This is a genomic window from Pseudomonas fluorescens, assembly GCF_002837185.1.
Taxonomy (GTDB): domain Bacteria; phylum Pseudomonadota; class Gammaproteobacteria; order Pseudomonadales; family Pseudomonadaceae; genus Aquipseudomonas; species Aquipseudomonas fluorescens_AM.
Window position 1 is genome coordinate 191995 of the sequence record NZ_KZ477988.1, and the last position, 24527, is coordinate 216521.

The window sequence follows — 24527 nt, forward strand, 5'->3', positions numbered from 1 at the left end:
CCGATCAAAATGTGGGAGGGGGCTTGCCCCCCGATAGCGGAGTGTCAGTTACAGATGTAATGACTGACACCCAGCAATCGGGGGCAAGCCCCCTCCCACATTGGGTCCGTGCTTGGCTTCAGAGCCGGTTACTCCGCGATAAGCCAATCCATGGATCGGTCGCACTGGCCTGACCTCGCCGATCTAAAGCACAACACAGATCAAAAATGTGGGAGGGGGCTTGCCCCCGATAGCGGAGTGTCAGTTACAGATGTAATGACTGACACCCAGCCATCGGGGGCAAGCCCCCTCCCACACTTGGTTTTGTGTTTGCTTGAAAGCCGGTTACTCCGCGATAAGCCAATCCATCTGCCACCCACCCTGGGTCTGGCCAAGCTGTCTGGACAGCCACGGCAGCAGCTCACGCAATTCCTCTTCCAGGCCCCACGGCGGGTTGGCAATCGCCAGGCCCGAGCCGGTCAGGGTGTTGGGGGTGTCCAGCGGGTGCACCAGCAATTCCACGCGCAACAGTTTCGGCGCGCCGGTGCCGGCCAGGTCCTGGTAAAAGCGGCGCAGCATGCGCTGGTCCTTCACCGGGTACCAGATCGCCGCGACGGTCTGGCGCATGCGGCTGACGGCTTCCTTGAGGGACGCCGCGCAGCGCTGCATTTCATCGAGCTTTTCGAACGGTGGATCGATCAGCATCAGCGCGCGTTTTTCCGGCACTGGCAACAGGGCACGCGGTACATGCCAGCCTTCGCCCAGGTGCACCTTGACCCGGCGATCGCCCTTCATGTTGTCCTTGAGCAGCACGCCATCTTCCGGGTGTTTTTCGTTGAGCAGCACACGGTCCTGGGGACGCGTCAGGCGCCGTGCCAGCTCCGGCGAGCCCGGGTAGTAGCGCAACTGGCCATCCGGGTTCATTTCGTGCAGCACGCGCATGTAATCGGCGGTGAGCGGCGGCAGGTCGTTTGCGCCCCACAGGCGGGCGATGCCTTCCAGGTATTCACCGGTGCGGTTGGCCTGGTCACCCTGCAGGTCATACAGACCAATGCCGGCATGGGTATCGAGGTAGGCGAACGGCTGCTCCTTGCGCGACATCAGGGCGATGAGGCGGGTCAAGGTCAGGTGTTTGAAGACATCGGCGTGGTTGCCGGCGTGAAAGGCGTGACGATAATTCATGGTTGCTCCTGCGCAGGGGGCGAAGTTTACCTTCTACCGGCACAAAGGTGCAGGGCCGCATGGCGGGTGGCGTCTTTGTCTAACTCAGCTGCGAAGCGAGGTAATCAACCAGCGCAGTATGGCTGGCCCCCGGCCTGCGCACGAACCAGCCGAGTTTGTGCTGCAAGGTGGCCGGCGTGAAGGCCGCATACAGATCAGGACGCTGCTCTTGCAGCCATTGCAGCAGGTTGTCGATCAGCACGCCCGGCGCCTGTTCCTCCAGGTGCCTGAGCAACGACGCAGGCACTCGCCACCACGGGCACGCTTGAGCTGGCGTGACCGGGCCGGTTGCCACCGTCAGCGGCTGGCCATTGATCAGGTAACGCCCAAACACCGGCATGATCTCCCCTGCCTGGTCACCCAAGTGCTGCCACATCGGCTGAAACCGGGCGCCGTCCCAGAAGCGGAAAAACACCGCCTGGTCATTGGGCATGACTACCTTGCTCAAGCCTTGCAGGTGGGCGACCACGCTTTCCAATGGACTGGAGGATACCGCCAGCCACCCCCAATCCGTGGCTTTTGCGGCGGCTACCCACTCGAGAAACGCGCTGCCCGGCTCGACGATGCCCACATAAGGCATCACCTCCTCCCAGTGCGCGTAGGCCGTGCCTGCCCAGATCGCTTGGGGCAGCGGCGCCGCCGCCGTGGCTTGCCAGGCGGCGAGCGGCTTGGCGTCGCTGGCATTGCCGAGTACGGCATAGATTCGCTCATCGGCAAGCAGGGGACGCTGTGCCAGCCAACTGCGGGGGTCCATGGGTGTGCGCATCAGGAAACACTCCGTGCATGCCCGGTGATATCGCACTGCCCGGCCCGGCAACGCTCGCATTCTTCGCAAAACGGCGCGCTGCGCTTCAGGTTGGCCACTTGTACAGGGCTCAGAGGGAGCGGGGAAACAGCCTGCACCGCCTCCTTCAAGCCAGGCGTCAACGGCGCCGTCGTAGCTGCCGGCGCCCCGCCCGGCTGGATCGGCACACTGCTGAAAATGCCGCCCGCCGACAGCGTGATCGACTGCCCTCCCGCCTGAATCGTAACGCTGGCCCCTGCATCGATGACAATGCTCTGCCCTGCCCCCAGTTCAAGCGTGCGAGCGGCGCGCATGTGCTGCGAACCGCCGACCATCAGGTGGTCATCCTGCTTGAGTTCAGTCAGGCGATTGCCGTGGGTGATGCGTTGCTCTTCGCCCTGCAATTCATGGTGCGACTCGCCGCCCACCGTGACCCGGCGCTGGTTATCGACTTGCACCTGCTGGTCATGCAACACGTGCTGTGTCCAGTCGCGCTGGGCGCGCAGGTAGATCTCCTCGGCGCCCTGGCGGTCCTCGATGCGCAGTTCGTTGTAGCCACCGCCACCGGGGCTGCTCTGGCTGCGAAAGAGACTGCGGGTCTTTTCCGCCGGCAGGTCGAGGGGCAAACGATTCGCCGCGTTGGGCAGGCAGCCCATCACCAGCGGCATGTCCACGTCGCCATCGACGAAGCCCACCAGCACTTCCATGCCGACTCGCGGGGTCAGCACCGCCCCATAACCGTCATGGGCCCAGCCGCTCGCCACGCGCAGCCAACAACTGGAATGTTCGTTGTGTTCCCCGTCGCGGTCCCAGGCCATCTGCACTTTGACCCGACCGTATTCGTCGCAATGCACCTCACTGCCGGCCGGCCCGGTGACCACCGCATTCTGGTAGCCCGACAGGTGGGGCCGGGGCATGATCAAAGGTGTTCGGAACGGCACATCCCAAGGCGTGACTACAAATTCGTTGCTGTAGCCTGCGCGCACGTCATCCCCATAAGTCTCAGGCGCAGACTCCTCCAATACTTGCGGCTGCTGCCCGGTATGGTGCAACTGGGTAACCAGCCACAAATCATTCCATTCCTGACGCGGGTGGTCGGCCATCTTCAGAAACTGCCCGGTGACCAGCGCCGGCTGGTCGCTGATACCGCTGGCCTGGCGAAAGTCGCTGCGGTGACGCTCCAACACACGTTGCGCCAGGTACTTGCCGCGCGCTCGGTCCGTAAAGTCACCCGGGTAGCGCTGTTCGTCGAGGGTCGGGCGTTGCCCGCTGGATGCCGTGCTTTCCAATACCAGGCTGGGCTTTTTGAAGTCGTAGGCCCGCAGGTTCACTCCGGCGGAGCGGGTTTCGAGCCGCAGGGTGAAGCGCTTGATCGCCGGGGCCCCGGCCACCATCCCGGAACCCGCCAGGTAGGACGTGTCCTGGTCCGGCTGGCTGAACACACTCTGGTCATCGCCAAACACCAGCACGTGACGCTCGGGACTGTGCTGAAAGTGATAGTGAATGCCCGACTCAACGCACAAGCGCTGGATGAACTGCAAATCGGTTTCGTCGAACTGAACACAGTACTCGCGCTCGGGGTATTGACCGCTCAGGCGAAACACGAAGGTATCCGCCTGAATATCCTGAGCCTCCAGCACCCGCGCAATGATCTGCGGGATGGTTTTTTGCTGAAATATCCGCTGGTGAGTGCTGTGTTCCAGATACGCCAACTGCGGTACCAGGGTGATCTGGTAACGGGTCAGGCGCTTGCCCGAATCGCCTTGTGCGACGCGGTAAACCTGGCCATGAATACCGTGCCCCTGAGCGTCGAATCCCAGGAATGCCTGACGGTGCAGAAGGCTGTCGAGGTCAAGGTCGGGTTGTTCGCTGACCAACTCAAGGTCAAAGCGAAAGGGCAGGCTGATAAATTCATCGCCCATGAATCCATGAACCTTGAGATCACAAGGCTCCCCATCCAGGGTCAGATTAAAGGCACTTTGATTGGCAGGAGCGAACATCCGGTGTTTCTCTGCGAAGGGTGAGTGAGCGATTCTGCAACAGCCGTTTACCGAGTCGGGCACTGCTCAGGAAAATAAGTAAGGTCCTACATCGGCGATGCCGGAATCCTCAAGGCCTGATCGTTCAGGCATAAAAAAAGGCCCGCATCCATCGGACGCAGGCCTTCTTTTCCATGACCGGGCGCTCAACGCCCAGCGTTGTTACTTGTTGAGGTTGTAATCGTTTTCCGCCGCATCAAAGCGCTCGACCATACCGGCCGTCGGTGCACCCATCTTGCTCACGAAGTAGATCGCCAGGCTGGCGAAGATGAAGCCTGGGATGATTTCGTACAGGCCCAGCAACTCGAAGTGTTTCCACACAATCACGGTGATCGCGCCCACCAGGATGCCGGCCAATGCGCCGTTGCGGGTCATGTTTTTCCAGATGACCGAGATCAGCACCACAGGACCGAAGGCGGCGCCGAAACCGGCCCAGGCGTAGCTGACCAGGCCCAGTACGCGGTTTTCCGGGTTGGCGGCCATGGCGATGGCGATCAAGGCCACCACCAGCACCATGATCCGACCGACCCATACCAGCTCAAGCTGGGAAGCGCCCTTGCGCAGGAATGCCTTGTAGAAATCTTCGGTCAGGGCGCTGGAGCACACCAGTAACTGACAGCTCAGGGTGCTCATCACGGCCGCAAGGATGGCCGACAGCAAGACACCGGCAACCCATGGATTGAACAGGATCTTGGCCAGTTCGATAAACACGCGCTCGGGGTTTTCGGTCACGGGACCGGCCACCTCAGGATGCGCCGAGAAGTAAGCGATGCCGAAGAAGCCCACCGCCACGGTGCCACCCAGGCACAGGATCATCCAGGTCATGGAGATGCGTCGCGCGTTGGCAATCGACTTCACCGAATCCGCCGCCATGAACCGCGCAAGGATGTGCGGCTGGCCGAAGTAACCCAGGCCCCAGCCCATCAGCGAGATGATGCCGATGAAGGTGGTGTTTTTCAGCATATCGAAGTTGGTCGGGTCCTTGGCTTCGATGGCCAGGAAGGTGGTGTCCACGCCGCCGGTGGCCAGCAGCACAATGATCGGCGTCAGGATCAACGCGAAGATCATCAGCGTGGCTTGTACGGTATCGGTCCAGCTGACCGCCAGGAAACCGCCGATAAAGGTGTAGGCGATGGTCGCCGCGGCACCGGCCCACAGCGCTGTTTCGTAGGACATGCCGAAGGTGCTTTCGAACAGGCGCGCACCGGCCACGATGCCGGAGGCGCAGTAAATGGTGAAGAACACCAGGATCACCACGGCGGAAATGATCCGCAGCAGGCCGCTTTTATCTTCGAAGCGGCTGGAGAAGTAATCCGGCAGGGTCAGGGCGTCGCCGTTGTGTTCGGTCTGCACCCGCAGGCGACCGGCCACGAACAGCCAGTTGAGGTAGGCACCGACGATCAGGCCGATGGCGATCCAGCTTTCCGACAAGCCCGACATATAGATCGCGCCCGGCAGGCCCATCAACAACCAGCCGCTCATATCGGAAGCACCGGCGGACAAGGCTGTCACCACGCTACCGAGGCTGCGACCGCCAAGGATGTAATCGGAAAGGTTGTTGGTGGAGCGATAGGCCATCAAGCCGATCAGCACCATTGCTGCGATATAGATCACGAACGTGATCAGGGTTGGATTGCTAACGCTCATAGAAGTGACGCCCTGGCTTTGTTTTTATGTAGCGACGGTCTGTCAGACCGCTACCGGTAGTAACCCAATAAACGATGCTGAATGCCGCGCATTTATGACTGGCGTTTCCCCAGGAAAGCCGCCAGCCGATGAACCAAACCGTAGAGGTGGTTGCACCTTGGTGCGCGAATGCTATTCAACAATGTAAATAAGGTGCAACCAGTTTCTTGCGAATAAGTTGCACCTGGGCGCATTTCAGGACAAACACCGCGTTTTTGCTCCTTTTCGGAGCAAGAACACTCAATCTCAGAAGCAAATGCACCGACAAGCAGCCGATTCGGTTGAAGGCCGGTTTTTTTCCGATCAAGCGTCGTAAATTTCATGAACAAAAAGGGTTGCACCCGGTTGCACCTCGCCATGGGCAAAGCTAATCTTGCCGCCAGCAGATGCCACTCGGTAGTGGCACCCATGAGGATAAGAATATGGCTACGACCACCCTTGGGGTCAAACTCGACGACCCGACCCGCGAACGCCTCAAGGCCGCCGCGTCCTCCATTGATCGCACGCCGCACTGGCTGATCAAACAGGCAATTTTCAATTACCTGGAGAAACTCGAGGGTGGTGCAACCCTGAACGAGCTCAATGGCTTGAGCAGCAAGGACGCCGACGATGCGGGCGAGGTTCAGGCCGACCACGCGCACCAGTGCTTCCTCGAGTTCGCCGAGAGCATCCTGCCGCAGTCGGTATTGCGTGCCTCGATCACCGCCGCTTACCGTCGCCCCGAGCCGGAGGTGGTGCCGATGCTGATCGAGCAGGCTCGCCTGCCGGCCGACATGGCCGAAGCCACCAACAAGCTGGCCGCCACGATTGCCGAGAAGCTGCGCAACCAGAAGAGCGCTGGCGGCCGTGCCGGTATCGTTCAGGGTCTGCTGCAGGAGTTTTCCCTGTCGTCCCAGGAAGGCGTGGCGCTGATGTGCCTGGCCGAAGCGCTGCTGCGCATCCCGGACAAAGGCACCCGCGATGCGCTGATCCGCGACAAGATCAGCACCGGCAACTGGCACCCGCACCTGGGTAACAGCCCGTCGCTGTTCGTCAATGCCGCCACCTGGGGCCTGCTGTTGACCGGCAAACTGGTCGCCACCCATAACGAAGCCGGTTTGACCTCGTCCCTGAGCCGCATCATCGGCAAAAGCGGCGAACCGATGATCCGCAAGGGCGTCGACATGGCCATGCGCCTGATGGGCGAGCAGTTCGTCACCGGCGAAACCATCGCCGAAGCCCTGGCCAACGCGAGCAAGTTCGAAGCCAAGGGCTTTCGCTATTCCTACGACATGCTCGGTGAAGCCGCGCTCACCGAGCACGATGCGCAGAAGTACCTGGCCTCGTACGAACAAGCCATTCATTCCATCGGCAAAGCCTCCCACGGCCGTGGGATTTATGAAGGCCCGGGCATCTCCATCAAGCTGTCGGCACTGCACCCGCGTTACAGCCGCGCGCAGTACGAGCGCGTGATGGACGAGTTGTACCCGCGCCTGCTGTCGCTGACCTTGCTGGCCAAGCAGTACGACATCGGCCTGAACATCGACGCCGAAGAGGCCGACCGCCTCGAGTTGTCCCTGGACCTGCTCGAGCGCCTGTGCTTCGAGCCGCAACTGACCGGCTGGAACGGTATCGGGTTCGTGATCCAGGCCTACCAGAAGCGTTGCCCGTACGTGATCGACTATGTGATCGACCTGGCCCGCCGCAGCCGCCACCGCCTGATGATCCGCCTGGTAAAAGGCGCGTACTGGGACAGCGAAATCAAGCGCGCCCAGGTCGAAGGCCTTGAAGGCTACCCGGTGTACACCCGCAAGGTGTACACCGACGTTTCCTACATTGCCTGCGCACGCAAACTGCTGTCGGTGCCGGAAGTCATCTATCCGCAGTTCGCCACGCACAACGCCCACACCCTGGCGGCCATCTATCATATTGCCGGTCAGAACTACTACCCCGGCCAATACGAGTTCCAATGCCTGCACGGCATGGGTGAACCGCTGTACGAACAGGTTGTAGGCAAGGTTTCCGAAGGCAAGCTGAACCGTCCGTGCCGCGTGTACGCTCCGGTCGGCACTCACGAAACACTGCTGGCGTACCTGGTGCGTCGCCTGCTGGAAAACGGCGCGAACACCTCGTTCGTCAACCGCATCGCCGACCAATCCATCTCGATCCAGGAGCTGGTGGCCGATCCAGTGGCGAGCATCGAGCAGATGGCGACCGTGGAAGGCGGCTTCGGCCTGCCGCACCCGCGCATCCCGCTGCCGCGTGACCTGTATGGCCGCGACCGCGCCAACTCGGCCGGTATCGACCTGGCCAACGAGCATCGCCTGGCATCGCTGTCCTGTGCCCTGCTGGCCACCGCCCATAACAACTGGAAAGCCGCGCCGATGCTCGGTTGCACTTCCAGCGAACAACCGGCTGCGGCGGTGCTGAACCCGTCCGACCTGCGCGATGTGGTCGGTCATGTTCAGGAAGCCACTGTCGAAGACGTCGACAATGCCATCCAGTGCGCTATCAGCGCCGCGCCCATCTGGCAGGCCACCCCGCCCGCCGAGCGCGCCGCGATTCTGGAACGCGCCGCCGACCTGATGGAAGGCGAGATCCAGCCACTGATGGGCCTGCTGGCCCGTGAAGCCGGCAAGACCTTCGCCAACGCCATCGCTGAAGTGCGCGAAGCCGTGGACTTCCTGCGCTACTACGCGGTGCAGGCACGCAACGATTTCACCAACGACGCCCACCGCCCATTGGGCCCGGTGGTGTGTATCAGCCCGTGGAACTTCCCGCTGGCAATCTTCAGCGGCCAGGTCGCTGCTGCCTTGGCCGCCGGCAACCCGGTACTGGCCAAGCCTGCCGAACAAACCCCGCTGGTCGCCGCCCAGGCTGTACGCATCCTGCTCGAAGCCGGCATTCCGCAAGGCGTGCTGCAATTGCTGCCGGGCCAGGGCGAAAGCGTCGGTGCGCGCCTGGTCGGTGATGAGCGCGTCAAAGGCGTAATGTTCACCGGTTCCACCGAGGTTGCACGCTTGCTGCAACGCAGTGTCGCCGGGCGCCTGGATGCCCAGGGGCGTCCGATTCCGCTGATCGCCGAAACCGGTGGCCAGAACGCGATGATCGTCGACTCGTCGGCGCTCACCGAACAAGTGGTCATCGACGTGGTGTCGTCGGCCTTCGACAGCGCCGGCCAACGTTGCTCGGCCCTGCGCGTCTTGTGCCTGCAGGAAGATTCGTCAGAGCGTGTCATCGAAATGCTCAAGGGTGCCATGGCCGAATGCCGCCTGGGCAACCCGGAGCGCCTGTCGGTGGATATCGGCCCGGTGATCGACGCCGAAGCCAAGGCCGGCATCGAGAAACACATCCAGGCCATGCGCGACAAAGGCCGCAACGTTTACCAGGTGGCGATTGCCGATGGCGACGAGATCAAGCGTGGCACCTTCGTGATGCCCACCCTGATCGAGCTGGAAAGCTTCGACGAGCTGCAACGCGAGATCTTCGGTCCGGTGCTGCACGTGGTGCGCTACAAGCGTAAAGAGATCGACCAGCTCATCGGCCAGATCAATGCATCCGGCTATGGCCTGACCCTGGGCGTGCACACCCGCATCGACGAGACCATCGCCAAGGTGATCGACAACGTCAACGCCGGCAACGTCTACGTCAACCGCAACATCGTCGGCGCCGTGGTCGGCGTGCAACCGTTCGGCGGCGAAGGCCTGTCGGGTACCGGCCCGAAAGCCGGTGGCCCGCTGTACCTGTACCGCCTGCTGTCGACCCGTCCTACCGATGCGATCGAGCAATCCTTCGTACGTGGCGACGCCTTGACCGCACCCGACCTGCGCCTGCGCGACGCCATGAGCCAACCGCTGACCGCCCTGAAAACCTGGGCCGACAGTCACACGTTCAGCGAACTGAGCAGCCTGTGCACACAATTTGCCGCACAGTCGCAAAGCGGTATCACCCGCCAACTGGCCGGCCCGACCGGCGAGCGCAACAGTTATGCGATCCTGCCGCGCGAACACGTGCTGTGCCTGGCTGACGTGGAAGGCGACCTGCTGACCCAACTGGCCGCGGTATTGGCGGTAGGCGGTTCGGCGGTATGGCCGGAAACCGAGCTGACCAAGGCCTTGTTCCCACGCCTGCCGAAAGACATTCAGGCGAAGATCAAGCGCGTGGCCGACTGGACCAAGGACGACGTGGTGTTCGACGCGGTCCTGCATCACGGTGACTCCGACCAACTGCGCGCGGTGTGCCAGCAAGTGGCGCAGCGTGGCGGTGCGATTGTTGGCGTGCAGGGTCTGTCGCAGGGCGAAACGGCGATTGCGCTGGAGCGCCTGGTGATCGAGCGGGCGTTGAGCGTCAACACCGCTGCGGCAGGCGGTAATGCCAGCCTGATGACTATCGGTTAAACAACAGCTTCAAGTTGTAAGCTACAAGCTGCAAGTGAAAGCGTCCTGCTCTTACTTGCAGCTTGAGGCTCGCAACTTGTGCCGCCCCATCACCCCCATCTATCTTCCTTCCCCATTTTTATTAGCACTCCTAGACTGCGGCATACTTTTAAAAGGTAATCCGCCATGTCCGAGACGCTGCTCAGTTCCCGCAATCTGGCTTTCGAGCTGTACGAAGTCCTCGATGCCGAGGGCCTGACCCAGCGCGAGCGGTTTGCCGAGCACAATCGTGAAACCTTCGATGCCGCCATCAGCACGGCGCGCAACATCGCCGAAAAGTACTTCGCGCCCCACAACCGCAAGAACGACGAAAACGAACCGCGTTACGAAGACGGCAAGGCGATCCTGATTCCGGAAGTAAAGCCGGCCGTGGACGCGTTTCTCGAGGCGGGCTTCCTCAACGCCGCGCGCAGTTTCGACGCCGGTGGCATGCAGCTGCCTACGTTGCTGTCCCAGGCCTGCTTTGCGCACTTCCAGTCGGCCAACGCCGCGTCCACGTCCTACCCGTTCCTGACCATGGGCGCTGCCAACCTGATCGAAAGCTTCGGTACCGAGGAGCAGAAACAACGCTTCCTGCAACCAATGATCGACGGACGTTTCTTCGGCACCATGGCCCTCACCGAACCGCATGCCGGGTCGTCTTTGTCGGATATTCGTACACGCGCAGAGCCTGCGGCCGACGGTAGCTATCGACTCAAGGGCAATAAAATCTTTATCTCCGGCGGCGACCACCCGCTGTCGGAAAATATCGTACACATGGTGCTGGCCAAGCTGCCTGACGCACCGGCCGGGGTGAAGGGCATTTCGCTGTTTATCGTGCCCAAATTCCTGGTCAACGATGACGGCAGCCTGGGCGAGCGCAACGACGTGCTGCTGGCCGGGCTGTTTCACAAGATGGGCTGGCGCGGCACTACGTCCACAGCGCTTAACTTCGGCGATAACGGCAACTGTGTCGGCTACCTGGTGGGCAAACCGCACCAGGGCCTGAGCTGCATGTTCCAGATGATGAACGAAGCCCGCATCGGTGTGGGCATGGGTGCGGTGATGCTCGGTTACGCGGGCTACCTTTACTCGCTGGAGTACGCCCGCGAACGTCCGCAAGGCCGCCTGCCGGACAGCAAAGACCCAGGCACCGCGCCGGTGTCGATCATCCAGCACGCCGATATCAAGCGCATGCTGCTGACACAAAAAGCCTATGTCGAAGGCGCCTTCGACCTGGGCCTGTACGCCGCACGGCTGTTCGACGACACCACCACGCTGCCGACCGACGCCGAGCGCAAACAGGCCCACGAACTGCTGGACCTGCTCACCCCCATCGTCAAATCCTGGCCGTCGGAGTTCTGCCTCAAGGCCAACGAACTGGCGATCCAGATCCTTGGCGGTCATGGCTATACCCGTGAATACCCGGTGGAGCAGTACTACCGCGATAACCGCCTGAACCCGATACACGAAGGCACCCATGGCATCCAGTCCCTGGATTTGCTCGGGCGCAAACTGGCGCAGAACGGTGGCGCCGGGCTCAAGCAATTGATTCGGCTGATCGCCGAGACAGGCGCACGGGCACAGCAATACCCATCGCTGACCGTGCTAAGGGAGCCGCTGGAGCAACTGGTCAATGGCCTGCAACGCGTCACCCTCGGCCTGCTGGGCGATCTCGCCCAGGGCAAGGTCAACAGCAGCCTGGCGAACTCGGCGCTGTACCTGAAGGTGTTCGGGCACACGGTGATTGGCTGGCGCTGGCTGGAACAGGCGATTCGCGCCGAAGCAGGGCTGGCCAGGGGCGACGCGGCCGATGTGGCCTTCTATAAAGGCAAGCTCCAGGCCGCCCGGTACTTCCTGACCTGGGAAGTACCAGGCTGCCATCATGAACTGGCGATTCTGGAGGCACGCGACGATACGTGCCTGGGCATGCAGGATGCGTGGTTCTAGGGCTGGATCGCCTTGGAAATCACCTCGACCGTGGCGCTGACTTGCTCTTGGTAACGGTCGAGTTCCTGTTGATGAGCCTGCTGCATTTCGATCTGCTCGGCGCACAGGTTCAGCGCGGCCAGTACCAATAATTTGTCGCCGATCAGGGTCGGGTACTTTTTCTTGGTGGTGGCCAGGGAGGCCTTGAGCATGGTCACGGCGTGCATCAGGGTCTGGTCTTCCCCGGCCGGCGCCTTGATCGAGTAATCCTCTCCGAGAATCGAAACGACCTTTATCCCTTCGTTCATGCGCTGACAGGCCCTGCGCTTACACGCTCAACCAGTGCCTGGATACGGGCGGCGGTGGCGCCGTGTTTTTCTTCCTGTTCCATCAGGTTCAGTTGCAGGCTGTCGTTTTCGTCCCTGGCACGGGCAAGCTCCGCCTTGAGGGATTCGTTGCTGCCCAGCAGGTCTTGATTCTGCTGTACGAGGTCGCTGACCAGTTGTTCCAGTTGGCTGAGGGATGCTTCTAACATTTTGATTTCTCGGGCTTTTAAAAGGGCGGTGACGATAAAGAAAAATCACCTCGGATGCCAGGGTTATCCCTGGCGCGCAGCCCGATTCCAAAGGCCCGGGCCGCACTTTCGAGCCTTAGTGACTGCAATTACCCGATCTGGTTCCTGAATCGCTCAAACCCCCTGGTCAGATGCGACAAAAACGCACAGCCCCTTAAGACTTTAGTCGTAGGGCCGATACACGATGCACACCCCGTCTCATGGCCGCACGGATCGCGCTCCCCCCAGGATTCCAGCATGTCTCTTCGTAATATGAATATCGCGCCGAGGGCCTTCCTCGGCTTCGCGTTTATTGGCGCCTTGATGTTGTTTCTCGGCGTGTTCGCGCTGAACCAGATGAGCAAGATCCGAGCGGCCACCGAAGACATCACCCTGGCCAGCGTACCCAGCATCCGCGCCCTCGACGAGTTCACCCAACTGACATTGCGCCTGCGTGTGTTGTCGTACCGCTTGCTCACCAACCGCGAGCCGGACGTGCAGCAAAAGACCCTGGAAGCCTTCGACCTGCGCAACCAGCAGATCCGCACCGCCCAAGGCGTGTATGAAAAGCTGATCGAAAGCGGCGAAGAGCGTTCGACCTACAATGAATACGTGCGGTTGCTGGCTCAGTACCATCAGATCGAAGAGCGCATGAAGAGCCTGTCACGGGCCAATCAGGTCGACGAATTGCGCAGCCTGCTCAATACCGAACTGCTGACCAACTCCGAGCAGGTCAACGGGGTACTCAACCGCCTGCTGGAAATCAATAACGCCATGGCCCTGGACACCAACCAGCAGGCCGAAGACCAGTACAACCTGGCCTTCAACATGGTTGTGGGCCTGCTGGTGATCGCCACCGCGCTGACCCTGTTGTTCGCCTGGCTGCTGACCCGCAGCATCACCGTGCCGATCTCCCAGGCCCTGGAAGCGGCGGAAGAAGTGGCCGAAGGCAACCTCACACGCCCGATCAAGGTCGATGGCAACGACGAAGCCGGCCGCCTGCTCGCCGCCATGGCCAAGATGCAGGACAAACTGCGCGACACCCTGCAACGCATCGCCGGCTCGGCCACGCAACTGGCGTCGGCCGCCGAAGAACTCAACGCCGTCACCGACGAAAGCGCGCGCGGCCTGACCCAGCAGAACAACGAAATCGAACAAGCCGCCACCGCCGTCAACGAAATGACCAGCGCGGTCGAGGAAGTCGCACGCAATGCCGTGAGCACCTCTGAAGCCTCGCGCAACGCCACCACCTCCGCCGGCGACGGGCGTGACCTGGTGCAGGAAACCGTCAGCGCCATCGAACGCATGAGCGGCGACGTACAAGCCACCGCGACCTTGATTGGTGAGTTGGCCAATGAATCGCGCGATATCGGCAAGGTACTGGACGTGATCCGTGGCCTGGCCGACCAGACCAACCTGCTGGCCCTCAACGCGGCCATCGAAGCGGCGCGGGCCGGTGAGGCCGGGCGAGGTTTTGCCGTGGTGGCGGATGAGGTGCGCGCATTGGCCCATCGTACCCAGCAGTCCACCAGCGAGATCGAGCGCATGATCGGCAGCATCCAGGCCGGCACCGAGCATGCGGTGGATTCGATGCGCAACAGCACCGAGCGCGCCGAATCGACACTGAACATCGCCAAGGGCGCGGGGCTGTCGCTGGACACCATCAACACCGCAATTGTCGAGATCAACGAGCGCAACCTGGTGATCGCCAGCGCGGCGGAAGAACAGGCGCAGGTCGCACGGGAAGTCGACCGCAACCTGGTCAATATCCGTGACCTGTCGGTGCAATCGGCCACAGGCGCCAGCCAGACCAGCGCGGCGAGCAACGAGCTGTCGCGCCTGGCCGTGGATTTGAACGGGATGGTCGGCCGCTTCCGCCTCTGACTGACGGCACGGGATTAAAATGTGGGAGGGGCTTGCCCTAATGCCAGTCTGTAGGAGCGAGCTTGCTCGCGAAAAACGTCAACGAAAACGCGTGCTTCCTGAATGAACGCGGTGCCTGTGAGTTGTTCGCGAGCAAGCTCGCTCCTACACTGGCATCAGGGCCTGCCCCCTCCCACATTTGGAATGGGGTCGGAACCTTCATTATGGGATTCCCCCCACAAAAGCTTTTTGACAGCGCAGCAATTCAACAGGTTAGAATCCCTGGCACGCAGGCTGCATGGTCAGTTTGCGCCCTGTCTTCCCTGCTCTGGAGTACTGCCTTTGAATGCGACGACCATCAACAGCCTGTTCTTGATCGGCGCGTTGCTGGTGAGTGCGAGCATTCTGGTGAGTTCTCTGTCGTCGCGCCTGGGCATCCCGATCCTGGTGATCATCCTGGCCGTGGGCATGATCGCCGGCGTCGATGGCGGCGGCATCATCTTCGATAATTACCCGACCGCCTACCTGGTGGGCAACCTCGCCCTGGCCGTGATCCTGCTCGACGGCGGTTTACGCACGCGGGTGGCGAGTTTCCGTGTGGCGCTCTGGCCAGCATTGTCCCTGGCCACTGTGGGGGTGCTGATCACCACCGGACTCACCGGCATGGCAGCGGCCTGGCTGTTCGACCTCAATATCATCCAGGGCTTGCTGATCGGCGCCATCGTCGGCTCCACGGACGCTGCGGCAGTGTTCTCGCTGCTGGGCGGCAAGGGCCTGAACGAACGGGTCAGCGCCAGCCTGGAAATCGAATCGGGCAGCAACGACCCCATGGCGGTGTTCCTCACCGTGACCCTGATCGACATGCTCGCCAGCGGCCAGACCGGCCTGCATTGGAGCCTGCTGACCCACCTGATCCGCGAATTCGGCATCGGCGGCCTGGTTGGCCTGGGCGGCGGCTGGCTGATGCTGCAAATGGTCAACCGCATCAACCTGGCCAACGGCCTGTACCCGATCCTGGTGATCGCCGGCGGCCTGTTTGTCTTCGCCCTGACCAACGCCTTGCACGGCAGCGGTTTTCTCGCCGTGTACCTGTGCGGCCTGGTGATCGGCAACCGTCCGGTGCGCAGCCGCCACGGCATCCTGCATATGCTCGACGGCATGGCCTGGCTGGCGCAGATCGGCATGTTCCTGGTACTGGGCCTGCTGGTCACGCCCCATGACTTGCTGCCCATCGCCCTGCCCGCCCTGGGCCTGGCACTGTGGATGATCCTGTTTGCGCGGCCGCTGTCGGTGATGGTCGGCCTGCTGCCGTTCAAGGCATTCCACGGTCGCGAAAAGGCCTTTATCGCCTGGGTCGGCCTGCGCGGCGCGGTGCCGATCATCCTCGCGGTGTTCCCGCTGATGGCCGGCCTGCCCCACGCGCAGCTGTACTTCAACCTGGCGTTCTTTATCGTGCTGGTGTCGCTGCTGGTGCAGGGCACCAGCCTGCCGTGGGTGGCCAAGTTGCTCAAAGTCACCGTACCGCCGGACCCGGCGCCGATTTCCCGCGCCGCCCTGGAAGTGCACGTCACCAGTGAGTGGGAGCTGTTCGTCTACCGCCTGGGTGCGGAAAAATGGTGCATCGGTGCTGCCCTGCGTGAGCTGAAAATGCCTGAGGGCACGCGGATTGCCGCGCTGTTCCGTGGCCAGCAACTGCTCCATCCGTCGGGTAGTACGGTATTGGAAGTCGATGATTTGCTCTGCGTCATCGGCCATGAACACAACCTGCCGGCCCTGGGCAAACTGTTCAGCCAGGCACCGCAACGGGGTCTCGATCTGCGCTTCTTCGGCGACTTCGTCCTTGAAGGCGACGCCCAGCTGGGCGCGGTGTCGGCGTTGTACGGGCTCAAGCTCGAGGGTATCGACCCGGACATGCCGTTGAGCCGCTTCATCACCCAGAAAGTCGGCGGCGCGCCAGTGGTGGGCGACCAGGTGGAGTGGAACAACACCATCTGGACCGTCGCGGTCATGGACGGGAACAAGATTGGCAAAGTCGGCGTCAGATTCCCCGAAGGAAGTCGCCCGGGCCCCGGGCTCTTCCTCTAAACTGCGGGGCGACAACGCCCCGATTCTTCACCTTGCTCGACCGGTCTCTATGCCAACCCTGCGCACTTTTCTCGCTACTGCCCTGCTGGGCCTGACCCTTTGTGTCGGCACCGTCCACGCCGCCGACCCGCCCAGCGCCGACGCTATCCAGCAAACCCTGGACAAGCTGCCCGACCGCAAGCTGCCCGACGCCGACATGAAGGCATTGCAGGGCATCCTGCAACAAACCCTGACGTACCTGGCCAACAAGCAGGATTACGAGCAGCGCCTGGCCGATCTCAAACGCCAGCTTGAGGACGCGCCGCGCCAGACCGTCGAAAACCAGCGCGAGCTGACGCGGCTCAAGGCCACCAAAATCGTCCCGGTGGCCCAACGCTACGCCAGCCTGCCCGTGCCGCAGCTTGAGCAATTGCTGGTGCAGCGCAGCACCCAGCAAGGCGACCTGCAAAAAGAGCTGGCCGACGCCAACAGCCTGACCATCGCCGCCCAGACCCGGCCCGAGCGCGCCCAGACCGAGATCAGCAGCAGCCAGACGCGCATCCAGCAAATCAATGCGATCCTCAAGACCGGCAAAGACAACGGCAAAGCCCTCAACGCCGACCAGCGCAACCAGCTCAACGCCGAACTCGCCGCCCTGAATGCGCTGATCCCCCTGCGCCGCCAGGAACTGGCCGGCAACAGCCAGCTGCAAGACCTGGGCAACAGCCAGCACGACCTGATCCAGGAAAAAACCGCGCGCCTGGAGCAGGAAATCCAGGACCTGCAAACCCTGATCAACCAGAAACGCCTGGCCCAGTCCCAGCAGACGGTGACCCAACAGTCCATCGAAGCGCAGAAAGCCGGCGGCAGCAGCCTGCTGGCCACGGAAAGCGCGGCCAACCTGAAGCTCTCCGACTACCTGCTCAAAAGCACCGACCGCCTCAACGACCTGACCCAGAAAAACCTGCAGACCAAGCAGCAACTGGACACCGTGACCCAAAGCGATTCGGCGCTGGACGAACAGATCAACGTACTCAAGGGCAGCCTGCTGCTGTCCAAGATCCTCTACAAACAGAAACAGGCGCTGCCGCGCTTGACCGTCGACCGCGACCTGGCCGACGACATCGCCAACATTCGCCTGTACCAGTTCGAGGTCAACCAACAGCGTGAGCTGATCAGCTCTCCCAGCGCCTATGTGGATAACCTGCTGGCCAACCAGCCGCCGGACGACGTCACCCCGCAATTGCGCCGCACCCTGCTGGAACTGGCGATCACCCGCAGCGACCTGCTGGAGCGCCTGAGCCGTGAATTGAGCGCGCTGCTCAACGAATCCATCACCCTGCAACTGAACCAGAAACAACTGCTCAGCACCGCGACCACCCTGCGCGCCACGCTCGATGAGCAGATGTTCTGGATTCCGAGCAACAAACCGCTGGACACCGAGTGGCTGGAAACCGTACCGGCGCACCTGAGCAAGCAAGTCACCACCCTGCCCTGGGCCTCCAGCGTCAGCGAGCTGTATGACGGCCTGACCCAGCGCCCGTTGCTGTTCCTGCCGCTGCTGCTGTTGATCGGCGCGCTGCTGTGGCGGCGCAAGGCGTTGTATCAGCGCCTGAACAAGGTTCACCTGGACATCGGTCACTTCAAGCGCGACAGCCAGTGGCACACGCCGCAGGCGATCCTGATCAATATCCTGCTGGCAATGCCAGTATCCCTGGGCCTGGCGCTGTGCGGCTATGCCTTGCAGATCGACGCCCGTGGGCAAAACGCCAACCTGGGCTCGGCCCTGCTGCAGATCGCCCAGGCGTGGCTGGTGTTCTACACCGCTTACCGCATCCTCGCGCCCGGCGGTGTGGCCGAGCTGCACTTTCGCTGGGAAAAGCCCCAGGTCGAATTCCTCCAGGGCTGGGTGCGCAAGCTCGGGCTGGTGGTACTGGCCCTGGTGGCCGTGGTGGCCATCGCCGAGCACCAACCGGCGGCACTCGCCGAAGACGTGCTGGGCATCGCCGTGGTCCTTACGTGCTACGGCCTGATGGCGTGGCTGCTCAGTCGCCTGCTGCTCAATAGCCCAACCCACGAAAAGGCCTCGCTGTTTCGCAAGACCATCGGGCTGGTGTTCACCGCCCTGCCGATCGCGTTATTCATTGCCGTGTGCTTTGGCTACTACTACACCGCGCTGAAACTCAGCGACCGGCTGATCAACACCCTGTACCTGCTGATGTTCTGGCTGGTGATCGAGGCCACCTTTGTACGCTGGCTGAGCGTCGCCGCCCGGCGCCTGGCCTACGCACGAGCGCTGGCCAAACGCCAAGCCGCCAAGGATGCCGGTGAAGGCGAGGCCGTGGTGGAAGAGCCGACACTGGACATCGAAAAGGTCAACGAACAATCCTTGCGCCTGATCCGCCTGGCCCTGCTCGGCGGTTTTATTGCGGCCTTGTACTGGGTATGGTCGGACCTGATCTCGGTATTTTCCTACCTGGATAACGTCACGCTGTACGAATACACCAGCGGCACGGGTGCGAATATCAGCATGGTGCCCATCAGCATCGGCGACCTGCTCGGTGCATCGATCATCATCGGCATCACCTTCGCCCTGGCGCGGAACCTGCCCGGCCTGCTGGAAGTGCTGGTGCTCTCCAAGCTGGACCTGGCCCAAGGCAGTGCCTACGCTACCACCACCTTGCTGTCCTATATCATTGCCGGCGTCGGGTTTGTCACCACGCTGTCCACACTTGGTGTGAGCTGGGACAAGCTGCAATGGCTGGTCGCAGCGCTGTCGGTGGGCCTGGGCTTCGGCATGCAGGAGATCTTTGCCAACTTCATCTCCGGCATCATGATCCTGTTCGAGCGCCCGGTGCGCATCGGCGACACCATTACTATCGGCAATCTGTCAGGCACGGTGAGCAAGATCCGCATCCGCGCCACCACCATCACCGACTTTGACAACAAAGACATCATCGTCCCGAACAAGACCTTCATTACCGGCCAACTGATCAACTGGTCACTGACCGACACCATCACTCGTGTCACCCTGAAGCTGGGCGTGGACTACGGCTCCGACCTGGACCTGGTGAAGGAATTGTTACTGAAGGCCGCACGGGAAAACCCGCGGGTACTGAAAGAACCTGAACCCCATGTGTACTTCCTCAACTTTGGCGAAAGCACGCTGGACCATGAGCTGCGCATGCATGTGCGCGACCTGGGCGACCGCAACCCGGTGCTGGACGAGGTCAACCGCTTTATCAACCGTGAGTTCAAGAAGCAGCACATCAACATCTCGTTCCGGCAGATGGAGATCTACCTGAAAAACCTCCACGGCCAGGAATACAAACTGGTGCCGGCCGAGGATGAGCGCAAGACCATCACCCCGCCCGAGCAGGATGCCCCCGAGCCGCCCGCCGCAAAGGTCGAAGATGCGCCTGAACCCCCGCCGAGCAAACTCGACTAACGAACTGAGCCCCAGCGAAATGCTGGGGCATCCTGCTGGAGATGCCCGGTGAAAGCCCTCGACGAACTGACCTTCGACAACCGCTTCGCACGCCTGGGCGATGCGTTCTCAACCCACGTGCTGCCCGAGCCCCTCGACGAGCCGCGCCTGGTGGTGGCGAGCGACGCCGCCATGGCCCTGCTCGACCTCGACCCGGCCGTGGCCGAAACGCCCGTGTTTGCCGAACTGTTCGGCGGCCATAAACTGTGGGCCGAAGCGCAGCCGCGGGCGATGGTCTATTCCGGGCACCAGTTCGGCGGCTACACCCCGCAACTGGGCGATGGCCGAGGGTTGCTGCTGGGCGAGGTGTATAACCAGGCCGGCGAGCATTGGGACCTGCACCTCAAGGGCGCCGGCATGACGCCTTATTCACGCATGGGCGACGGGCGCGCGGTGTTGCGCTCCTCGATCCGCGAATTCCTCGCCTCCGAAGCCCTCCATGCATTGGGCATCCCCACCAGCCGCGCCTTGTGCGTGATCGGCTCCAGCACGCCGGTGTGGCGTGAAAAGCAGGAACGCGGGGCCATGGTGTTGCGCCTGGCACCCAGCCATATCCGCTTCGGGCACTTCGAATACTTCTACTACACCCAGAAGCCCGAGCAGTTGGCCGAGCTGGCCGAACACGTACTGAACCTGCATTACCCCGAGTGCCGCGAACAGCCTGAGCCGTATCTCGCGATGTTCCGCGAAATCGTCGAGCGCAACGCCGAGATGATCGCCAAATGGCAGGCGTATGGTTTCTGCCACGGCGTCATGAACACCGACAACATGTCGATCCTGGGCATCACTTTCGACTTCGGGCCGTTTGCGTTTCTGGATGATTTCGACGCGCACTTCATCTGCAACCATTCCGATCATGAAGGGCGTTACTCCTTCAGTAATCAGGTGCCGATCGGGCAGTGGAACCTCAGCGCACTGGCCCAGGCGCTCACGCCGTTTATCAGCGTCGACGCACTCAAAGAAGCCCTGGGCCTGTACCTGCCGCTGTACCAGGCGCACTACCTGGACCTGATGCGCCGCCGGTTGGGGCTGACGACCGCCGAAGAAGATGATCAGAAGCTGGTGGAGCACTTACTCAAACTGATGCAGAACAGCGGTGTGGATTACGCCCTGTTCTTCCGGCGTTTGGGCGATGAATCAGCGGCGTTGGCCGTGGCGCGCTTGCGTGACGACTTTGTCGACCTGGCCGGTTTCGATGCCTGGGCCGAGCGATACAAGGCCCGTGTTGCAAGGGACGGGGACGACAGCGAGGCACAGCGCCGCGAACGCATGCATGCCGTGAACCCGCTGTACATCCTGCGCAACTACCTCGCCCAGAACGCTATCGCCGCCGCCGAGTCCGGGGACTACAGCGAAGTGCGGCGCCTGCATGAAGTGCTGACCAAGCCGTTCGAGGAACAAGCGGGTATGGAGCAGTACGCGCAGCGGCCGCCGGATTGGGGCAAGCATCTGGAGATCAGTTGTTCGTCTTGACCGCTTAGATAAAGGTCTCCACGGACACCCCGAAACGCTCGGCCAGCCAACGAATCTGACGCACGTTGAGCTGGCGCTTTCCGCTCAATATCTCCGAGACGACTGACTGTGCCCCAATCCCCGGAAGGTCGCTCTGGGTGAGATTGTGCTCGCGCATCATGTAGCGCAGCACATCGACCCCGCTGGCGACGGGCATTGGGCGGTGTTCACGGTCATAAGCTTCGATCCAGTCACTGAGAATGTCGACCAGGCTCATCAGCGGGCTGTCCTCGTCTTCACCCACGAGGCTCAACAACTCATCCAGACCGCATACCAGTGCGTCGTAGTCCGCCTCGTTTTCCGGCTTGCGCAGCACCGGCGAAACGAACTGCCAGTGTTCTGCCGCTACTTGCATAAGCGCGCTCATCTGTTTTTTTCCTTCCATTTGTCCTTCTCATAGTCGCGGTGGTCCAGCAGGTGCTTGATGTAAACGCGCTGCATTCGATACTGCACCGACGCGATCAACCTCAGCTTGTTACCGCCAATATCAAACACATGAAATTCACCTACCTTGTCCGTGGCGGGAAACATGGCTTTCATTGCAGCGAAGTCCTTGGGGGCGTTGCGCTTGATCACGCGATACCACTGGTCCAAAGCCGTTGCCGAGCGCGGCCATGTTTCCTTTGCTTCCCAGATCCTCTTTTCACTGATGACTCGCATGCAACGTCCCTATCGCATCTTGCTATGGAGGTTAAACCTGATTTCCGACTATCGCAATTTGCTATAGCCGTAAACAGACCAATGGCGCACAACAGCAAGCCTAGACAGACGACTCATTCGGCGCGGAAGAAACTGTGAGCGAATGAGTCTCTGCATCCAGCCTTGATAAATCTCAGCCCCGGCACCAGATACAACCTATTGGCCAGCCCCCAGGAGCCTCCGATGTCTGAACCTCTCGTAATCCCCTGCCCTCATTGCAACGGTCTCAACCGCATCCCCGGCGCACGCCTGGGTGATGCGCCCAAATGCGGCCGTTGCAAGCAGCCAGTGCTGTTGAACAAGCCGTTTGAATTGAAACAGGGCGACTACGCCAGCCAGATCAAGGGCGACCTGCCGTTGCTGGTGGACGTGTGGGCTGACTGGTGCGGGCCGTGCAAGTCGTTTGCGCCGGTATTCGAGCAGGCCGCCGGGCAGCTTGAAGGCAAATGCCGGTTGGCCAAGCTGGACAGCGAGGCCAACCAGCAGTTGTCGGCTCAGCTGGGGATTCGCTCGATTCCAAGTTTGATTCTGTTCAAGAATGGCCGGGAAGTGGCGCGCCAGAGTGGGGCATTCCCATTGCCACAGTTGATGAGTTGGTTGCGTAGTCAGGGCGTGTAAGCCGAACCTTCAGAACAAGGCGGGACAGTGTGGGAGGGGGCTTGCCCCCGATAGCGGTGTAGCAGTGACACATAAGTGCCTGACACTCTGCCATCGGGGGCAAGCCCCCTCCCACATTTTGTCCGTGTTTCAGCCTTGGGACAGTGGGGCTTGGCGGTCCATCATCTGGCTGATCAGCATGACGCCCAGCTCGCTCAGTTGATGGATAGCCAAAGCCACATCGCGGTATTCACCGGTGAGGTCGTTGGATAAATTGAGCAATAAGGTGCGGACCGAGGAGAAGGTTTCGTAACTGTTGATGACCAGCGCTTCGGTGGGGAGGTTGGGTGTAACGGTGAATAAATTCATATTTTCGTTCTCTGCCAGGGCCATCGCCTGCTTGCTACTAAACAAGGGGCGGCAGCTGTACGCAGGTTAGTAGACCGGTAGAACGAAAGCAAAACCCGGCGCACCCGAAGGTGCCCTGCGCACAGCTACCATCGACAGGCAAGAAACGCCATGGTTTGGAGCGGTGCACATGCTTTCGTCTGAGCGGGCTACTAAACCCGATCACTGAACATTCAGCGACCGGCAAACCTTAGAGACGCCCATCCAGACGCACAAGCCGGCGGATTCTGGCGTAGCTGTAGGCAAGGTTACAAGGCCAATCCCCTGCTGCCAGACCGCTCCTACAGCCTTCGTAGGATAAGTCCCAGAAACCCAACTGAAATGCAATCCAAATGTGGGAGGGGGCTTGCCCCCGATTGCGGTATGTCAGCCAGCTTATCTGTAGCTGACACACTGCTATCGGGGGCAAGCCCCCTCCCACATTGGGTCTGTGTAGCCCTTAGGATCAGGCGTTTTCCAGCAGGTTATGCAATTCAACAAACTGCTGCGTCAGCTTGTGCCGTGGGTCCAGGTGAATCAGCGGCTTGCTCTCCTGGTGCGACTCACGCATGCGCACCGAACTGGCCAGGTACACCGGCAGCACCGGCAGCCCTTCGGCAATCATTTCATCGAGTATCTGCTGCGGCAGGCTTGCCCGGGCCTGGAACTGGTTGACCACGATACCTTCCACTTCCAGGCCTTCGTTATGGTCCTCCTTCAATTCTTCGATTTCAGCCAACAGCCCATACAGGGCCTGGCGCGAAAAGCTGTCGCAATCAAAGGGAATCAGCACACGATCAGCGGCGATCAGCGCCGAAACCGCATAAAAATTCAAGGCCGGTGGCGTGTCCAGGTAGATACGGTCGTAGTCCTCGCTCAGCTCATCCAGCAGCTTTCGCAGCTTGTTGATCTTGTGCTTGGCCTCAAGCTTGGGCTGCAGGTCCGCCAGTTCCGGGGTGGCGGTGATGACATGCAGGTTGTCGAAGGGCGTCTCGTAGATATCCACCTTGTTCTTCTTGGAAAACGGCCCGGAAGACAGGGTTTGCTTGAAAAAGTCGGCGATCCCCATGGGAATATCGTCACCGGTCAGCCCGGTGAGGTACTGGGTGGAGTTGCCCTGTGCATCGAGGTCCACCAACAGGGTTCGATAACCTTCGCTGGCGCTGACGGCCGCCAGGTTGCAAGCGATGCTGGACTTGCCCACGCCGCCTTTCTGATTGAACACCACGCGCCGCATGGAAAAACCTCCGCGTATCAATGAATAACCCGAGTGTAGAGCGCAAAAGCGCCGGTTAGCTACCTCGTTCATCCATCCGCTGTGTCTGGCTCACAA

Annotated in this window: 17 protein-coding genes and 1 pseudogene; 8 read left to right on the forward strand and 10 right to left on the reverse strand. The window is 61.3% G+C overall.

The annotated features are described in order from the left end of the window. Positions 1-324: 324 nt before the first annotated feature. The 4 genes from CIB54_RS05715 to putP form a co-directional block, all read right to left on the reverse strand. Complete coding sequence (locus tag CIB54_RS05715; protein ID WP_065950177.1) at positions 325-1161, reverse strand: 23S rRNA (adenine(2030)-N(6))-methyltransferase RlmJ; 837 nt, start codon at positions 1159-1161, stop codon at positions 325-327. 79 nt (positions 1162-1240) lie between these two features. Continuing rightward, on the reverse strand, positions 1241-1966 hold the full coding sequence (locus CIB54_RS05720) for a DUF4123 domain-containing protein (RefSeq protein WP_101218988.1): 726 nt from the start codon (positions 1964-1966) through the stop codon (positions 1241-1243). Next, positions 1966-3984: a type VI secretion system Vgr family protein gene (locus CIB54_RS05725; protein ID WP_101218989.1), complete on the reverse strand. Its 2019-nt coding sequence runs from the start codon at positions 3982-3984 to the stop codon at positions 1966-1968. The genes CIB54_RS05720 and CIB54_RS05725 overlap by 1 nt, the downstream gene beginning before the upstream one ends. A gap of 201 nt (positions 3985-4185) precedes the next feature. Beyond that, entirely contained in the window at positions 4186-5670 is a 1485-nt protein-coding gene (putP, locus tag CIB54_RS05730; RefSeq protein WP_101218991.1) for a sodium/proline symporter PutP, read from the reverse strand. A 461-nt stretch (positions 5671-6131) separates the two neighbouring features. Here putP and putA point away from each other — a divergent pair, with 461 nt between their 5' ends. Next, positions 6132-10085, forward strand: coding sequence for a trifunctional transcriptional regulator/proline dehydrogenase/L-glutamate gamma-semialdehyde dehydrogenase (putA, locus tag CIB54_RS05735; protein WP_065950173.1), 3954 nt, complete (start codon positions 6132-6134; stop codon positions 10083-10085). Positions 10086-10250: 165 nt separating this feature from the next. Further along, the gene (locus tag CIB54_RS05740) at positions 10251-12053 is read left to right on the forward strand and encodes an acyl-CoA dehydrogenase (RefSeq protein ID WP_065950172.1); all 1803 of its coding nucleotides are present in this window, start codon (positions 10251-10253) and stop codon (positions 12051-12053) included. Here the strand turns inward: CIB54_RS05740 and CIB54_RS05745 are convergent. Both CIB54_RS05745 and CIB54_RS05750 read right to left on the reverse strand, forming a co-directional pair. Beyond that, positions 12050-12340, reverse strand: coding sequence for a cell division protein ZapA (locus CIB54_RS05745; RefSeq protein ID WP_057724383.1), 291 nt, complete (start codon positions 12338-12340; stop codon positions 12050-12052). The two genes, CIB54_RS05740 and CIB54_RS05745, sit on opposite strands and share 4 nt — an antisense overlap. Next, positions 12337-12567: a hypothetical protein gene (locus CIB54_RS05750; protein ID WP_057724384.1), complete on the reverse strand. Its 231-nt coding sequence runs from the start codon at positions 12565-12567 to the stop codon at positions 12337-12339. Before CIB54_RS05750 ends, CIB54_RS05745 begins: the two co-directional genes overlap by 4 nt. Before the next feature lie 291 nt (positions 12568-12858). On the opposite strand from CIB54_RS05750, the pseudogene CIB54_RS27930 reads away from it, so the two are divergent. The 5 genes and pseudogenes from CIB54_RS27930 to selO form a co-directional block, all read left to right on the forward strand. Beyond that, positions 12859-13614 (forward strand): annotated as a pseudogene (locus CIB54_RS27930) (MCP four helix bundle domain-containing protein); the annotation flags it as partial. After that, positions 13606-14469, forward strand: coding sequence for a methyl-accepting chemotaxis protein (locus CIB54_RS27935; protein WP_370671698.1), 864 nt, complete (start codon positions 13606-13608; stop codon positions 14467-14469). The pseudogene CIB54_RS27930 and the gene CIB54_RS27935, both read left to right, overlap by 9 nt. Positions 14470-14790: 321 nt before the next feature. Continuing rightward, positions 14791-16533 (forward strand): potassium/proton antiporter, encoded by a 1743-nt coding sequence (locus CIB54_RS05760; RefSeq protein WP_065950170.1) that lies wholly within the window; start codon positions 14791-14793, stop codon positions 16531-16533. Positions 16534-16582: 49 nt separating this feature from the next. Beyond that, the gene (gene mscK, locus CIB54_RS05765) at positions 16583-19960 is read left to right on the forward strand and encodes a mechanosensitive channel MscK (RefSeq protein WP_101218995.1); all 3378 of its coding nucleotides are present in this window, start codon (positions 16583-16585) and stop codon (positions 19958-19960) included. A gap of 48 nt (positions 19961-20008) precedes the next feature. Next, positions 20009-21472 carry a protein adenylyltransferase SelO gene (gene selO / locus CIB54_RS05770; protein ID WP_101218997.1) on the forward strand — a complete coding sequence of 488 codons (1464 nt, stop codon included), beginning with the start codon at positions 20009-20011 and terminating at the stop codon, positions 21470-21472. 4 nt (positions 21473-21476) lie between these two features. Here selO and CIB54_RS05775 read toward each other — a convergent pair whose 3' ends face one another. Both CIB54_RS05775 and CIB54_RS05780 read right to left on the reverse strand, forming a co-directional pair. Further along, positions 21477-21878: a helix-turn-helix domain-containing protein gene (locus CIB54_RS05775; RefSeq protein WP_065950167.1), complete on the reverse strand. Its 402-nt coding sequence runs from the start codon at positions 21876-21878 to the stop codon at positions 21477-21479. Beyond that, entirely contained in the window at positions 21875-22171 is a 297-nt protein-coding gene (locus CIB54_RS05780; protein WP_065934851.1) for a type II toxin-antitoxin system HigB family toxin, read from the reverse strand. Before CIB54_RS05780 ends, CIB54_RS05775 begins: the two co-directional genes overlap by 4 nt. Before the next feature lie 222 nt (positions 22172-22393). On the opposite strand from CIB54_RS05780, the gene trxC reads away from it, so the two are divergent. After that, positions 22394-22828, forward strand: coding sequence for a thioredoxin TrxC (gene trxC, locus CIB54_RS05785; RefSeq protein WP_057724391.1), 435 nt, complete (start codon positions 22394-22396; stop codon positions 22826-22828). 129 nt (positions 22829-22957) lie between these two features. Here the strand turns inward: trxC and CIB54_RS05790 are convergent, their stop codons facing one another. Together CIB54_RS05790 and CIB54_RS05795 are read right to left on the reverse strand one after the other, a co-directional pair. Beyond that, positions 22958-23176 carry a DUF6124 family protein gene (locus tag CIB54_RS05790; protein WP_198557185.1) on the reverse strand — a complete coding sequence of 73 codons (219 nt, stop codon included), beginning with the start codon at positions 23174-23176 and terminating at the stop codon, positions 22958-22960. A 484-nt stretch (positions 23177-23660) separates the two neighbouring features. Further along, complete coding sequence (locus tag CIB54_RS05795; RefSeq protein ID WP_065950164.1) at positions 23661-24431, reverse strand: ParA family protein; 771 nt, start codon at positions 24429-24431, stop codon at positions 23661-23663. Positions 24432-24527 lie beyond the last annotated feature (96 nt).